Raw genomic sequence first — 12,588 nt, 5'->3', positions numbered from 1 at the left:
GCCCACGTGTGCTCAGCCGTCATGGGTGCCAATCCTAAGCACGCCGACAACACCGACGAGTGTGGGCTGCGGCATACTGGGTAGTCACGTCCGAGACCAAGGTGTGCGAATTCTACGAAGGCGAGGTACGAGGTGTCGGTGGACAGTGTCACCTCACTCGGGATTCCGGTGTTCGGCGGAGCTGGGTCGTCGCAGGCGAATTCCGTCGAGGATCGGCCGGACGTGCCCCATCTGATCGACCGCTTCGGTCGGGTCGCGCGCGATTTGCGTATCTCTATCACCGAGAAGTGCTCGCTGCGATGCACCTACTGCATGCCGGAGGAAGGTCTGCCGGCCATTCCTGCTGCCAATCTGCTCACGCCCGTCGAGATTGCCCGGGTGGTGTCGGTATCGGTGCGCTTGCTGGGTATTCGCGACGTTCGGTTCACCGGCGGTGAGCCCCTCATGCGCCGCGACCTCGACGAGATTCTGCGGCTGTGTTCCGATGCTGCAGCAGGCGTACCGCTGTCGATGACTACCAACGCGGTCGGGCTCGAGCATCGCGCAGCGGCGCTGGCCGATGCCGGACTGACCCGGGTCAATGTGTCCCTGGATTCGGTGGATCGCGAAGATTTTGCGCGACTGACCCGACGCGACAGGTTGCCGTCGGTGCTGGCCGGTATACGCGCGGCGAAACGAGCGGGCATCGGTCCGGTGAAAGTGAATGCGGTTCTGATGCGGGACACCCTCTCCGGAGCGGTCGATCTGTTGCGCTGGTGCCTGGACGAAGGGGTGGCGCTTCGATTCATCGAGCAGATGCCGCTCGACGCCGACCACGAGTGGGCTCGCGCCAACATGATCGACGCCCAGACCTTGCTCGACGAGCTGGCCACCGAATTCGACCTGCGTGAGGTGGGTCGCGCCGATCCGTCGGCACCGGCCGAGGAATGGAGCGTGAACGGTACCGATGCCACTGTCGGCATCATCGCTTCGGTGACGCGCTCGTTCTGCGGAGAGTGCGACCGCACCAGGGTGACCGCCGAAGGAACCATCCGGTCATGTCTGTTCAGCGACGACGAAACCGATCTGCGCGCGGCGCTGCGGGGCGGTGCCAGCGATGGTGAACTGGCGGCCGTGTGGCGTGGAGCGATGTGGAACAAATGGGCCGGACACGGGATCGACGCAGACGGCTTCGTTCCTCCGGCCCGCAGTATGGGAGCGATCGGTGGTTGAGCTACGGACGTCCAGCGACGCCGAGTCGTCGACCGAGGTCGAGGTGCGGTATTTCGCTGCGGCAGTGGATGCGTCTGGATGCGAATCGGAGTACGTCACCGTCCCGGTGGGAGCCACTCTGGCCGACCTTCGAGAGGTGATTCGGTCCCGGCACGGCGCGCCGATGGACCCGATCCTGCGAGTGTCGGCCTATCTCGTCGGAGAGGACCTCACGCGCGATCTGGACCGCGCGATCGGGAGCAGGGTCGACGTGCTGCCGCCGTTCGCGGGCGGTTGATCGCCGAACCTGCTCCGCGTCCTCAGCAGGAACGTGTCCACCAGTCCTCGAACGGCGTCACCGGCACCGTCCGCTTGTGGCGGGTCGCCATGAACATGTTCTCCAGCTTCTCGGCCACGTCGTCGTCGACTTCTTTTCCTTCGAGATAGTCGTCGATCTGTGCGTACGTCATCCCGAGGGCCTCCTCGTCCGGCAGCGCCGGACGGTCGTCCTCGAGATCCGCGGTGGGCACTTTTCGCCAGGTGCTCTCCGGTGCACCGAGTTCGCGAAGCAGTGCGGCACCCTGACGCTTGGTGAGGCCGGTGAGCGGAGTCAGGTCGACTCCGCCGTCGCCGAACTTGGTGAAGAAGCCGGTGACCGCCTCGGCGGCGTGGTCGGTGCCGACGACGAGGTAGCCCAGTTCTCCGGCGATGGCGTATTGCGCGACCATCCGCTGCCGGGCCTTGATGTTGCCTCGAACGAAATCGCGAACCTCGTCGGTTCCCAGTGCTTCTGCAGCGGCGGCCGCCGACGCGTCTGCGGCGGGCTTGATGTCGACCGCCACGGTTCGATCGGGGTCGATGAACGCCAGCGCGATCGACGCGTCGTCTTCGTCGGCCTGTACGCCGTAGGGGAGTCGAACAGCGACGAACTCGGCCTCCTTGCCGTCGGCCCGCAGTTCTGCCGCGGCCTGCTGCGCGAGCTTGCCGGTCAGTGTGCTGTCTTGTCCGCCACTGATACCGAGTACGAAGCCCGTAGCCGGGGTGGACGACAGGTACTCCTTGAGGAAGTCCACCCTCCTACGAATCTCGGTGACCGGATCGATGGTCGACTGCACTGCCAGCTCGCGCATGATTCCCGTGCGCAATTCCGAGTTGATGTGTCCCATCACGACATACTAGTGACGCCACCAGGTCTGCCGCTGCGCACACGCGTCGCGCGTAAGGTCGATTCTCGTGAGCGGATCCTCCGATACCTTCGTCAAACGAAACCCGAAGGCGCACCGCGACTTCTTTGCTGCCGAGGCCGCAGGTCTCCACTGGCTCGGCGAGGCGGGCGCGCCGGTTGTCCGAGTTCTGGAGTACGGGCCGACGCACATCGAACTCGAGCGTTTGACTGCGGCGAATCCGACGCTGTCCGCGGCGGCAGGATTCGGCCGAGCGTTGGCGCGAATGCACGACGGCGGAGCAGCCGGATTCGGCGCGCCGCCGGTCGACTCCGACGGTGCGCCCTTCTCCGGACAACTGTTCATCGGGGCTCGGCCGATGAGCAATACGGTGCATCGGACGTGGGGTGCCTTCTATGCTGCCGAACGAGTGTTGCCGTTCCTGCGGATCGCAGTCGATGCAGGCACCGTGACGTCCGCAGAGGCTGCGACCGTCGAATCGGCGTGCCGACGCATTGCGGACGGTGTCTTCGGCGATGCGGAGCCACCGAGCCGGATTCACGGAGATCTGTGGAGCGGCAACGTGTTCTGGACCGACACAGGTGTGGTGCTGATCGATCCAGCGGCGCACGGCGGACATCGGGAGACCGATCTCGCGATGTTGGCGCTCTTCGGGTGCCCGCTGCTGGACGAGATCATCGAAGAGTACGAGTCAGTGCGGCCGCTACGAGACGGATGGCGAGAGCGCGTGTCGCTGCATCAGCTGCACCCGCTCGCCGTTCATGCGGCGGGCCACGGCCGTTCCTACGGTGTTGCGTTGCACACCGCTGCGGCAGCGGTCGAGAGGCTGTGAGGGCGATCTATCTGTCGCGAGTCGCTCTGCGTACCAAGTCTTCCCAACCGTCGGCCAAGCGGTCCATCGGTATACCCAGATCGCGGTACTGGTGCAGTACCAAGGTGGCCTCCAACGGTGTGAGGAGCCAGTGCGTCAGCAGTGGGAGATCGCCGTCCACGTCGGCTGCACGGAGCAATGACAGGACGTGCGTGAAGTTGACCATGTGGGCCGGGGCGGAGTAGCGAGCGTCTGCCGAGGTTTCGGCAGCGCGCAAGACTTCGCCCTGGACGTTGACGAACTCCAGGCGCGCCCGGCCGAAGGCGACGAGTCGGTCGATCGGATCCGCCCCTGGGCCCAGCGGCGGCTCGCCGAACATGAAGGAGCGTTGCAGCTTCTGCTCGGTGTGATCGAGCAGTGCGCGCATGAGTCCGGCCCGGTTGCCGAATCGGCGGAACACCGTCCCTTTGCCCACTCCGGCCTTGGTCGCCACCGCGTCCATGGTGATGGCGTCGGCTCCGATGGTGGCCACCAGATCCGTTGCGGCGTCGAGTAGCAACCGGCGGTTGCGCGCTGCGTCACATCGCTCGGAATCTTCGCCCGCAATGGGCAGCATGGGGCCGGTCACGTGTTCAGCCTACCTGCGGGGAACATAAGTGGACCACGGTCCGTTTCAATGGTATGAATTGACGCGGCGATCACGTCAACCGAACTTCAGAAGGAATATTCCATGTCAGACGCTCACGTACTCGTCCTCGTCGGAAGCCTGCGCGCCGAATCGGTGAACAAGCAGATTGCCGAGACCGCCGTCACCGTGGCACCGTCCGATGCCGAGGTCGTGGTCTACGACGGACTCGGAGACATCCCCTTCTACAACGAGGACATCGACGTCGAGGGATCGATCCCCGCCGCCGCTCTCGCTCTGCGTGCGGCCGCCGGTAAGGCGTCGGCGCTGTTGCTGGTCACACCCGAATACAACGGCACCATCCCGGCCGTGCTGAAGAACGCGATCGACTGGCTCTCGCGTCCGTACGGTGCGGGTGCCATGGTGGGCAAGCCGGTTGTGGTCATCAGTGCGTCACCCAGCGGTAACGGTGCCAAGTGGGCACACGAGGACACGAGCAAGGCCGTTCGCATCGCCGGTGGGTCGGTGCTCGAGGACGTTCAGCTTTCCATCGGTGGAACCATGGACAAGTTCGGTTCGGCGCATCCGCGTGAGAACTCCGAGGTGTCCGGTGAAATAGGCCATGTGGTGGCGGAGTTGGTCAAGGCCTCGAATGATCTCGTGACCGCCTGACCCTCGATGGTTACGGTAATCGTTTTCATGTAGCCTGGGCGCATGAAGGTGAGAAACTCTCTGAAATCGCTCAAGGACAAGCCGGGTGCCCAGGTGGTGCGGCGTCACGGCAAGGTGTTCGTCATCAACAAGAAGGAGCCGCGTTTCAAGGCGCGTCAACGCTGACGAATGCGGACCTCCGCGACGGCCCCTCGGATTCGTTCCGAGGGGCCGTTTTCGCTGTGGACGGGCCGTTGGGGGACGTCACTGTCGATGTCGACGTCGCTGGTGACGAACAACACCGACGACCTGTGACGTGCGACACGCCGGAGCGGTGTGCCGTAACGGCGACGGCAACGCCGTGACCAGCGAATACCACGCATGTTGTTCGCAACATCTCGTGTTGTAGGCATATGTCGGACACTAGGTGTAGTGTTTGACCGACCGAGAGGCCACAACTCGAAGACCGTGTGAATGCGGGTTGGAGCAGGTCGAAGTCGCCCTGAGCGGGAGATGTTCTCGGTGCTACACGCAGAGCACATCGGTCGCCGTCGGTGCATCCGATGGCGACAACGGAAAGAGGGACACCATGAGCATCACCGTTTACACCAAGCCCGCCTGCGTTCAGTGCAATGCAACCTACCGCGCCCTCGACAAAGCGGGCATCGAGTACTCGGTCGTCGACATCTCGGAGGACCCCGAGGCTCGTGATTACGTCATGGCTCTGGGCTACCTGCAGGCACCGGTCGTCGTCGCCGGTGACGATCACTGGTCCGGTTTCCGTCCCGACCGCATCAAGACCCTCGCAGTGAACGCTGCTTGAACAGAACGGGAAAGTGAGTGAGCGGTGAGTTCGCAACCGCAGTCTTCCCACTCACTGGTGTATTTCTCCAGTGCATCCGAGAACACGCATCGCTTCGTCTCGAAGCTGAACATCCCCGCGACGCGCATCCCGCTGCGTGATCCGGAGGGCACATTTCGCGTCGACTCGCCATACGTTCTGATCGTGCCGACGTACGGCGGAGGAAGCACGTACGCCGGCCGCGATACCAACTACGTACCCAAGCGCGTGATCAAGTTTCTCAACGACAAGCACAATCGTTCGTTGATCAGAGCTGTCATCGCTGCCGGAAACACCAATTTCGGTGATTCCTTCTGCTTCGCCGGAGACGTCATTTCGCAGAAATGCGCAGTCCCGTATCTCTACCGCTTCGAATTGATGGGTACTCCCGAGGACGTAGTGCGAGTCCGCGAGGGGTTGGAGGACTTCTGGGAACGTGAAGTCCGCCGAGCTGCCCACACGCACTAGAGCATCACCCACCACATACCTGTAGGAGCATCGCCGTGGCACCGACCATCACCGACGCAGCACCCGCGCCCGCAACCATTCGCGGCGACGGAGATATGGACTACCACGCGCTCAACGCGATGCTCAACCTCTACGGCCCCAACGGCGAGATCCAGTTCGAAAAGGACCGCGAAGCCGCCAACCAGTACTTCCTGCAGCACGTCAACCAGAACACGGTGTTCTTCCACGATCTGGACGAGAAGCTGGATTACCTGGTCGAGGAGAACTACTACGAGCCCGAGGTTCTCGATCAGTACTCCCGTGAGTTCGTGAAGTTCCTCATCAACCACGCGTACTCGAAGAAGTTCCGGTTCCCCACGTTCCTCGGAGCGTTCAAGTACTACACCTCGTACACACTCAAGACGTTCGACGGCAAGCGCTACCTCGAGCGGTTCGAAGACCGGGTGTGCATGGTGGCGTTGACGCTGGCCGCCGGTGACGAGGCGTTGGCCACCGATCTCGTGGACGAGATCATCGCCGGTCGGTTCCAGCCCGCCACACCCACTTTCCTCAACTCGGGCAAGAAGCAGCGCGGCGAGCCCGTCTCGTGCTTCCTGCTCCGCATCGAGGACAACATGGAGTCCATCGGACGGTCCATCAACTCCGCCCTGCAACTCTCCAAGCGCGGCGGTGGAGTGGCGTTGCTGCTGAGCAACATTCGCGAAGCGGGTGCGCCCATCAAGCGCATCGAGAATCAGTCGTCCGGTGTCATTCCGATCATGAAGCTGCTCGAGGACTCGTTCTCGTACGCCAACCAGCTCGGAGCGCGGCAGGGTGCCGGCGCGGTGTACCTGCATGCGCATCACCCCGACGTCTACAAGTTCCTCGACACCAAGCGCGAGAACGCGGACGAGAAGATCCGTATCAAGACGCTGTCTCTCGGAATCGTCATCCCGGACATCACGTTCGAGCTCGCGAAGAAGAACGAGGACATGTACCTGTTCTCGCCGTACGACGTTGAGCGCATCTACGGAGTGCCGTTCGCCGACATCGACGTTTCCGAGAAGTACTACGAGATGGTCGACGACAAGCGAATCCGCAAGACCAAGATCAAGTCTCGTGAATTCTTCCAGACGCTCGCCGAGCTGCAGTTCGAGTCGGGATACCCGTACATCATGTACGAGGACACGGTCAATCGTGCGAACCCGGTGAAGGGGAAGATCACTCACTCCAACCTGTGCTCGGAAATTCTTCAGGTCTCGACGCCGTCGACGTTCAACGACGACCTCTCGTACAGCCATGTCGGCAAGGACATCTCGTGCAACCTGGGCTCGCTGAACATTGCCAAGACGATGGATTCGCCCGATTTCGGTAAGACCATCGCGGTGGCGATCCGTGGTCTGACTGCGGTGTCGGATCAGACCCACATCTTCTCGGTGCCGTCGATCGAGCAGGGCAACAACGATTCTCACGCAATCGGTCTCGGCCAGATGAACCTGCACGGATACCTCGCTCGCGAGCGAATCCACTACGGCTCAACCGAGGGAATCGACTTCACCAACATCTACTTCTACACGGTGTTGTTCCACGCCATCCAGGCCTCGAACGAGCTGGCCAAGGCGCGCGGCCAGTACTTCAAGGGCTTCCCGGATTCCAAATACGCCTCGGGCGAGTTCTTCGACAAGTACACCGACCAGGTGTGGGAGCCGGCGACACCCAAGGTCGCGAAACTGTTCGCCGACTCCGATGTCGCCATCCCGACGCAGGCCGACTGGACCGCGCTCAAGGCCTCGGTGCAGGAATACGGAATCTACAACCAGAACCTGCAGGCCGTTCCGCCGACCGGCTCGATCTCGTACATCAACTACTCCACCTCGTCGATTCACCCGGTGGCGTCGAAGATCGAGATTCGCAAGGAAGGCAAGATCGGTCGCGTCTACTACCCGGCACCGTATCTGGACAACGACAACCTGGATTACTACCAGGATGCGTACGAGATCGGCTATGAGAAAATAATCGACACCTACGCTGCCGCAACGCAACACGTCGATCAGGGCCTGTCGTTGACCTTGTTCTTCAAGGACACCGCCACCACTCGCGACATCAACCGCGCGCAGATCTACGCATGGCGTAAGGGCATCAAGACGCTCTACTACATCCGTCTTCGTCAGATGGCCCTCGAAGGCACTGAGGTGGAAAACTGCGTTTCTTGCATGCTTTGATGCCTGGAGGATCCGTTTTGGGATTGGAGCAGCATGGCACTCGACTCGGGTGGTGTGATCTACGGGGTGCGGTTGCGCTCGGCATTCGACTACCGATACGTCGGTCTCACCACTAAGTCGGCGGGCGTTCGTTTGCGCCAGCACCTCAAAGTCGCGAGCACTGGCCGTAAAACGCCGTTCTACGACTGGTTGCGCAAGCAAGACCGGGCTGAAGTGATCGCTGACGAGCTCCATTGGGTCGAGACTCTTGTCGAACTCGGTCGAGCCGAGGCAGATTGGATTGCCTATCTGAGGCGAGACAGTCAACCTCTGCTGAACTTGACGGATGGTGGACTTGGGCCGACCGGTGTCGTATGGACGACAGAGATGCGAGAGGCGGCTCGTATTCGCTCGACTGGGCGGCCTGGGATCAGCCGGTTCGCCGAGGAAAATCCGTTTCACGGCCGTACGCATTCCGCTGAGCAGCGCGAGAAGTGGTCCCGTGAGCGTAAGGGAACTTACGGGGGCTCCGAAAATCCGAATTTTGGTAAGTTCGGGGGTGCCCACCCGAGCTTCGGTCGGGAGATGTCGGAGGAGTCGCGGGCACGGCTGTCCAACCAACGCCAGGGTGCCGGTAACCCCAATTTCGGTCTCCGAGCCAGCCCGGAGACTCGAGCAAAGATGTCTGATGCGCAGAAGGGACGGCCGAAGCCGTCCAGCAAGCGGAGCGCGCATACCCGGCATCACACGAACAAGGGGGTCTTCAAGGACTCCTGTCAGCACTGCATCGCGGACGCGACCAGAATCAACGACGAGTAGAAGAAGGCGACTGTTCCCATGAGCCAAAAGTTCAAATTGATCGATCGCGTCTCCGCAATCAACTGGAACCGGGTCCAGGACGACAAGGACTCCGAAGTCTGGGAGCGCCTCACCAGTAATTTCTGGCTGCCCGAGAAGGTGCCGGTGTCCAACGACATCCCGTCGTGGGCCACTCTGACTGCGGTCGAGAAGCAGCTGACGATGCGGGTGTTCACCGGTCTGACCTTGCTCGACACCATTCAGGGGACGGTCGGCGCGGTGAGCCTCATTCCCGACGCCATCACTCCGCACGAGGAAGCGGTGTACACCAACATCGCGTTCATGGAATCGGTGCACGCCAAGAGCTACAGCTCCATCTTCTCCACCCTGAGTTCCACCCGCGATATCGACGATGCGTTCCGTTGGTCCGAGGAGAACGTCAACCTTCAGCGCAAGGCCGAGATCGTGCTGAACTTCTACCACGGTGACGACCCCCTCAAGCGCAAGGTCGCGTCGACGCTGCTCGAGTCGTTCCTCTTCTACTCCGGCTTCTACCTGCCGATGTACTGGTCGTCGCGGGCCAAGCTGACCAACACCGCAGACCTGATCCGTCTGATCATCCGGGACGAGGCCGTCCACGGGTACTACATCGGTTACAAGTTCCAGAAGGGCCTCGAGACGGCCAGCGAGGCGCGGCGGGAAGAGCTCAAGAACTACACGTTCGAGTTGCTGTTCGAGTTGTACGACAACGAGGTCGAGTACACCCAGGATCTGTACGACGAGATCGGTCTCACCGAGGACGTCAAGAAGTTCCTGCGCTACAACGCCAACAAGGCACTGAACAACCTCGGCTACGAGGGACTGTTCCCGAAGGACGAGACGGATGTGAACCCGGCGATTCTGTCGGCACTGTCACCGAACGCCGACGAGAACCACGACTTCTTCTCCGGCTCGGGATCGTCGTACGTCATCGGAAAGGCCGTCAACACCGAAGACGAGGACTGGGACTTCTAGAGACTTGCTCGCGCGCCGGGCCGCTCACTCTTTCGGTGGGCGGCCCGGCGCGCGAATCTCTTCGGCCTCTTTCGGCATGCGGCCCTTGTCGCTCAATGCTCGACGTAACAGGAACTCGATCTGAGCGTTGGTGCTTCGGAGTTCGTCCGAAGCCCAGCGGGCGAGGGCGTCGTGCACCGCAGGGTCCAGCCGAAGCAGAATTTTCTTACGCTCGACGGCCATGGCTCACTGGTACAGCGATCCGGTGTTGACGACCGGTTGAGTATCGCGATCGCTGCACAGTACGACGAGCAGATTCGACACCATCGTCGCCTTCCGCTCTTCGTCGAGTTCGACGACGTGCTTCTCTTCGAGCTTCGAGAGTGCCATTTCCACCATCCCGACCGCGCCCTCGACGATCTGCTGACGGGCCGCGATGACCGCTCCGGCCTGCTGGCGTCGCAGCATGGCCTGGGCAATTTCCGGCGCGTACGCGAGACGGTTGATTCGGGTCTCGATCACCTCGACGCCGGCCGAGCGAACCCGCGCGTGTACCTCCTCCGACATGGCGGCTGTGATCTCGTCTGCGTTCTCCCGCAACGACATTCGTCCTTCGGCGTCGTACGGGTAGCTACCGGCGATGTGGCGAACCGCAGATTCGGTCTGGACGGCCACGAATTCCTCGTAGTCGTCCACCTGGAACGACGCCAGGGCGGTATCGGCAACTTGCCAGACGACGATGGCGGAGATTTCGATCGGGTTGCCGTCGGCGTCGTTGACCTTCGATTGGCCGGTCTCGTGATTGCGGATGCGCGTCGAGATGGCCCTGCGGTAGGTCAGTGGATTGGTCCAGCGTAGCCCCGGTGTGCGCAGCGTTCCACTGTACGAGCTGCCGAGTAGCTGCAGAACGCGAGCTTGATTAGGTTGCACCAGAGTCAAACCCATCAGTGCCGGCAGTGAGAGCACGAACAATACGACTCCGCCGGCTACCAACCCCGCCACGGAGAAGACGAGACCGAGAACGAAGACGGCGATCCCGCCGAGGAACAATGCGAGACCGACACCGAGCATCGACCATCCGGGTAGATCCCAGCCGGTGCGCTCGGCGATGGTGGTGGTCGGTGTACCCGTCGGCTTCTCGGCGACGGTAGTGGGTGCTGACATGGGAACCTCCCTCTCGATGGTGATACTAAAGTGATATCACATTACGGAGCGATGGATGGCTGGTCGATGCATCTGTGCCCGCGGCGCGGGTGGGGGAGTCAGCGTCGAAACCAGGCCGACGGGTCGTCGGCGATGGCTTTCTCGATGCGCAATCGAGATGTGGCAGTGAGGTTTTCGGGTAGTTCGTCGAGCGCGAACCAGGCCACGTCGAGGTTTTCGTCGTCGGCGACGTGAGGATTGCCGCCGGTGTAGCGGGCCAGAAACGTGATGTCCAGATACTGCGCGACGTCGCCGTTGGGATAGGTGATCGGCTCGGTCACATCGACGCTCGTCAGGCGCACGATCGTGGCGTCCACTCCGGTCTCCTCACCGATCTCTCGCAGAGCGGCCGGTGCAGGTTCTTCGCCGGGCTCGAGGATCCCGGAGACCACGGCCCAGGTGTTGTTGTCTGCTCGCAGGGTCAGCAGCACTCGACGGTCGTCGTCGAGAACGACGGCACTGACACCGGACAACCAGAGGGGCGACGTACCGACGACGCTGCGTAGCGCTTGCACGAACTCGGGAATGGGCATCGCGCTAGGACACGTAGCCGTTCAAGGAAGCGGACAGGTCGTCCAGGATTGCCCGCGCCGCGATGATCCCGCTGCCCGACCACACGGTGTCGTTCACGGCGAAGATGCGGCCGTCGGTGACGGAGCCGAGCGCATACCATGCGTCACTGTCCATCACCTCGCGCCCGAACGTCTCGCCGTCGGGGCCGGCGAATCGCACATAGACGATGTCGCCCTCGACTGGCTCGAGGTTGTCGGGGTCGACGGATACAGGGCCATCTCGTTGGCTCTGCGGCCGCGCTACCCCCACCTCGGCGAGCACTTGGCCGGCGAACGAGTTCGGGCCGTCCACCTCGATGGAATCGGCATCGAACCGAATGACCGACGCCTGAGTCTGGGATGCATCGATCTCGCGACCCGTCTGTTCGGCATCCGCAGAGAACGATGCGAGTGCGTCGAACCCGGCCTGCCCTCGACCCAGCGCTGCGGCCGATTGCAGGAAGGTGTCCTTCCATCCCTGCCCGGTGGCGGTGAATACGGTCGGTGCGATCGCCGTCAACGAGTCGTAGGTGTCGGATCCGAGCGAGTCGGCACCCAGAATCAGATCGGGGTCGAGAGCGGCGATGGCGTCGATGTTCGGTGCACCCACCGGACCGACGGACGGGACGGACGCCAACCCGGTGCCCAAATAGAGAGGTTGATCACCGTCGCCGCGGAAATCGGGGTTCAGCGTCGCCGAGCCCACAACCCGTTCCCAGATGCCGACCGCACAGCTTGCGTCCAGGCCCGCGGCATCGAGAACGACGATGCGCTGGGGGTCGGCGGGAATGTCGCTGATTCCCTCGGCGTGCCCGACGGGACGGGTGTCACCTTCTACTCCGGTGGGATCGAGCGGGGCGAGCGCGGGGCACAGCCCGACGGTGTCCCGGTTGTTTCCGACCACTCCGGCTCCCGCGATGTTCGTCGTGGTGCGAATGATGGTGGACGCGTCGTCCTGCGCTTCGGAGTCGGAACAGCCGACCAGCGCCACAGCAGCGGTGAGAAATGCGGCGGCGACGGTGCCGATCCGGCGCGATGTGAACGAAAGCGGTGCACACGAACGGGGGACGCGTGGGTGAAGTGGCAACGCGG

16 protein-coding genes are annotated in these 12,588 nt (G+C 62.5%); 10 read left to right on the top strand and 6 right to left on the bottom strand.

Annotated elements, in window-relative coordinates; all coding sequences use genetic code 11:
* The first annotated feature begins 162 nt into the window (after window positions 1–162).
* Together moaA and ACIGGF_RS09790 are read left to right on the top strand one after the other, a co-directional pair.
* Entirely contained in the window at window positions 163–1,212 is a 1,050-nt protein-coding gene (gene moaA, locus ACIGGF_RS09795; RefSeq protein ID WP_397521263.1) for a GTP 3',8-cyclase MoaA, read from the top strand.
* The gene (locus ACIGGF_RS09790; protein WP_397521165.1) at window positions 1,205–1,489 is read left to right on the top strand and encodes a MoaD/ThiS family protein; all 285 of its coding nucleotides are present in this window, start codon (window positions 1,205–1,207) and stop codon (window positions 1,487–1,489) included. Before moaA ends, ACIGGF_RS09790 begins: the two co-directional genes overlap by 8 nt.
* Window positions 1,490–1,511: 22 nt before the next feature.
* Here the strand turns inward: ACIGGF_RS09790 and nadE are convergent, their stop codons facing one another.
* The gene (nadE, locus tag ACIGGF_RS09785; protein ID WP_397521164.1) at window positions 1,512–2,357 is read right to left on the bottom strand and encodes an ammonia-dependent NAD(+) synthetase; all 846 of its coding nucleotides are present in this window, start codon (window positions 2,355–2,357) and stop codon (window positions 1,512–1,514) included.
* Window positions 2,358–2,418: 61 nt separating this feature from the next.
* On the opposite strand from nadE, the gene ACIGGF_RS09780 reads away from it, so the two are divergent.
* Window positions 2,419–3,207, top strand: coding sequence for a fructosamine kinase family protein (locus ACIGGF_RS09780; RefSeq protein WP_397521262.1), 789 nt, complete (start codon window positions 2,419–2,421; stop codon window positions 3,205–3,207).
* Window positions 3,208–3,214: 7 nt separating this feature from the next.
* On the opposite strand, the gene ACIGGF_RS09775 is transcribed toward ACIGGF_RS09780, so the two are convergent.
* Window positions 3,215–3,814 (bottom strand): TetR/AcrR family transcriptional regulator, encoded by a 600-nt coding sequence (locus ACIGGF_RS09775; RefSeq protein ID WP_397521163.1) that lies wholly within the window; start codon window positions 3,812–3,814, stop codon window positions 3,215–3,217.
* Between the two features lie 102 nt (window positions 3,815–3,916).
* On the opposite strand from ACIGGF_RS09775, the gene ACIGGF_RS09770 reads away from it, so the two are divergent.
* From ACIGGF_RS09770 to nrdF, 7 genes are all read left to right on the top strand, one after another.
* Window positions 3,917–4,483, top strand: a complete 567-nt coding sequence (locus tag ACIGGF_RS09770) for an NAD(P)H-dependent oxidoreductase (protein WP_397521162.1) — start codon at window positions 3,917–3,919, stop codon at window positions 4,481–4,483.
* A 42-nt stretch (window positions 4,484–4,525) separates the two neighbouring features.
* Window positions 4,526–4,648 carry a type B 50S ribosomal protein L36 gene (gene ykgO, locus ACIGGF_RS09765; RefSeq protein WP_068421304.1) on the top strand — a complete coding sequence of 41 codons (123 nt, stop codon included), beginning with the start codon at window positions 4,526–4,528 and terminating at the stop codon, window positions 4,646–4,648.
* Between the two features lie 403 nt (window positions 4,649–5,051).
* Window positions 5,052–5,285 (top strand): redoxin NrdH, encoded by a 234-nt coding sequence (locus ACIGGF_RS09760; protein WP_397521161.1) that lies wholly within the window; start codon window positions 5,052–5,054, stop codon window positions 5,283–5,285.
* Window positions 5,286–5,309: 24 nt separating this feature from the next.
* Entirely contained in the window at window positions 5,310–5,771 is a 462-nt protein-coding gene (gene nrdI, locus ACIGGF_RS09755; RefSeq protein WP_397521160.1) for a class Ib ribonucleoside-diphosphate reductase assembly flavoprotein NrdI, read from the top strand.
* A gap of 35 nt (window positions 5,772–5,806) precedes the next feature.
* Window positions 5,807–7,972: a class 1b ribonucleoside-diphosphate reductase subunit alpha gene (nrdE, locus tag ACIGGF_RS09750; RefSeq protein WP_397521159.1), complete on the top strand. Its 2,166-nt coding sequence runs from the start codon at window positions 5,807–5,809 to the stop codon at window positions 7,970–7,972.
* Between the two features lie 33 nt (window positions 7,973–8,005).
* Window positions 8,006–8,770, top strand: coding sequence for an NUMOD3 domain-containing DNA-binding protein (locus ACIGGF_RS09745; RefSeq protein ID WP_397521158.1), 765 nt, complete (start codon window positions 8,006–8,008; stop codon window positions 8,768–8,770).
* 18 nt (window positions 8,771–8,788) lie between these two features.
* The gene (gene nrdF, locus ACIGGF_RS09740; RefSeq protein ID WP_397521157.1) at window positions 8,789–9,763 is read left to right on the top strand and encodes a class 1b ribonucleoside-diphosphate reductase subunit beta; all 975 of its coding nucleotides are present in this window, start codon (window positions 8,789–8,791) and stop codon (window positions 9,761–9,763) included.
* 24 nt (window positions 9,764–9,787) lie between these two features.
* Here the strand turns inward: nrdF and ACIGGF_RS09735 are convergent, their stop codons facing one another.
* From ACIGGF_RS09735 to ACIGGF_RS09720, 4 genes are all read right to left on the bottom strand, one after another.
* The gene (locus ACIGGF_RS09735; protein ID WP_397521156.1) at window positions 9,788–9,985 is read right to left on the bottom strand and encodes a hypothetical protein; all 198 of its coding nucleotides are present in this window, start codon (window positions 9,983–9,985) and stop codon (window positions 9,788–9,790) included.
* A gap of 3 nt (window positions 9,986–9,988) precedes the next feature.
* Entirely contained in the window at window positions 9,989–10,906 is a 918-nt protein-coding gene (locus tag ACIGGF_RS09730; RefSeq protein ID WP_222093077.1) for an SPFH domain-containing protein, read from the bottom strand.
* A 98-nt stretch (window positions 10,907–11,004) separates the two neighbouring features.
* Window positions 11,005–11,478 carry an NUDIX hydrolase gene (locus ACIGGF_RS09725; protein ID WP_397521155.1) on the bottom strand — a complete coding sequence of 158 codons (474 nt, stop codon included), beginning with the start codon at window positions 11,476–11,478 and terminating at the stop codon, window positions 11,005–11,007.
* 4 nt (window positions 11,479–11,482) lie between these two features.
* Window positions 11,483–12,583: an ABC transporter substrate-binding protein gene (locus tag ACIGGF_RS09720; protein WP_397521154.1), complete on the bottom strand. Its 1,101-nt coding sequence runs from the start codon at window positions 12,581–12,583 to the stop codon at window positions 11,483–11,485.
* Window positions 12,584–12,588: the final 5 nt, after the last annotated feature.

This window comes from Rhodococcus sp. NPDC078407 (assembly GCF_044542515.1).
Classification (GTDB): domain Bacteria; phylum Actinomycetota; class Actinomycetes; order Mycobacteriales; family Mycobacteriaceae; genus Rhodococcoides.
This window is presented reverse-complemented; position numbering and strand designations above follow the sequence as displayed.

Coding starts and splice junctions, on each gene's coding strand:
- nadE (WP_397521164.1), bottom strand. CDS start 2,357: ATGGGACACATCAACTCGGAATTGCGCACGGGAATCATGCGCGAGCTG.
- ACIGGF_RS09770 (WP_397521162.1), top strand. CDS start 3,917: ATGTCAGACGCTCACGTACTCGTCCTCGTCGGAAGCCTGCGCGCCGAA.
- ykgO (WP_068421304.1), top strand. CDS start 4,526: ATGAAGGTGAGAAACTCTCTGAAATCGCTCAAGGACAAGCCGGGTGCC.
- ACIGGF_RS09760 (WP_397521161.1), top strand. CDS start 5,052: ATGAGCATCACCGTTTACACCAAGCCCGCCTGCGTTCAGTGCAATGCA.
- ACIGGF_RS09745 (WP_397521158.1), top strand. CDS start 8,006: ATGGCACTCGACTCGGGTGGTGTGATCTACGGGGTGCGGTTGCGCTCG.
- nrdF (WP_397521157.1), top strand. CDS start 8,789: ATGAGCCAAAAGTTCAAATTGATCGATCGCGTCTCCGCAATCAACTGG.
- ACIGGF_RS09735 (WP_397521156.1), bottom strand. CDS start 9,985: ATGGCCGTCGAGCGTAAGAAAATTCTGCTTCGGCTGGACCCTGCGGTG.
- ACIGGF_RS09730 (WP_222093077.1), bottom strand. CDS start 10,906: ATGTCAGCACCCACTACCGTCGCCGAGAAGCCGACGGGTACACCGACC.
- ACIGGF_RS09725 (WP_397521155.1), bottom strand. CDS start 11,478: ATGCCCATTCCCGAGTTCGTGCAAGCGCTACGCAGCGTCGTCGGTACG.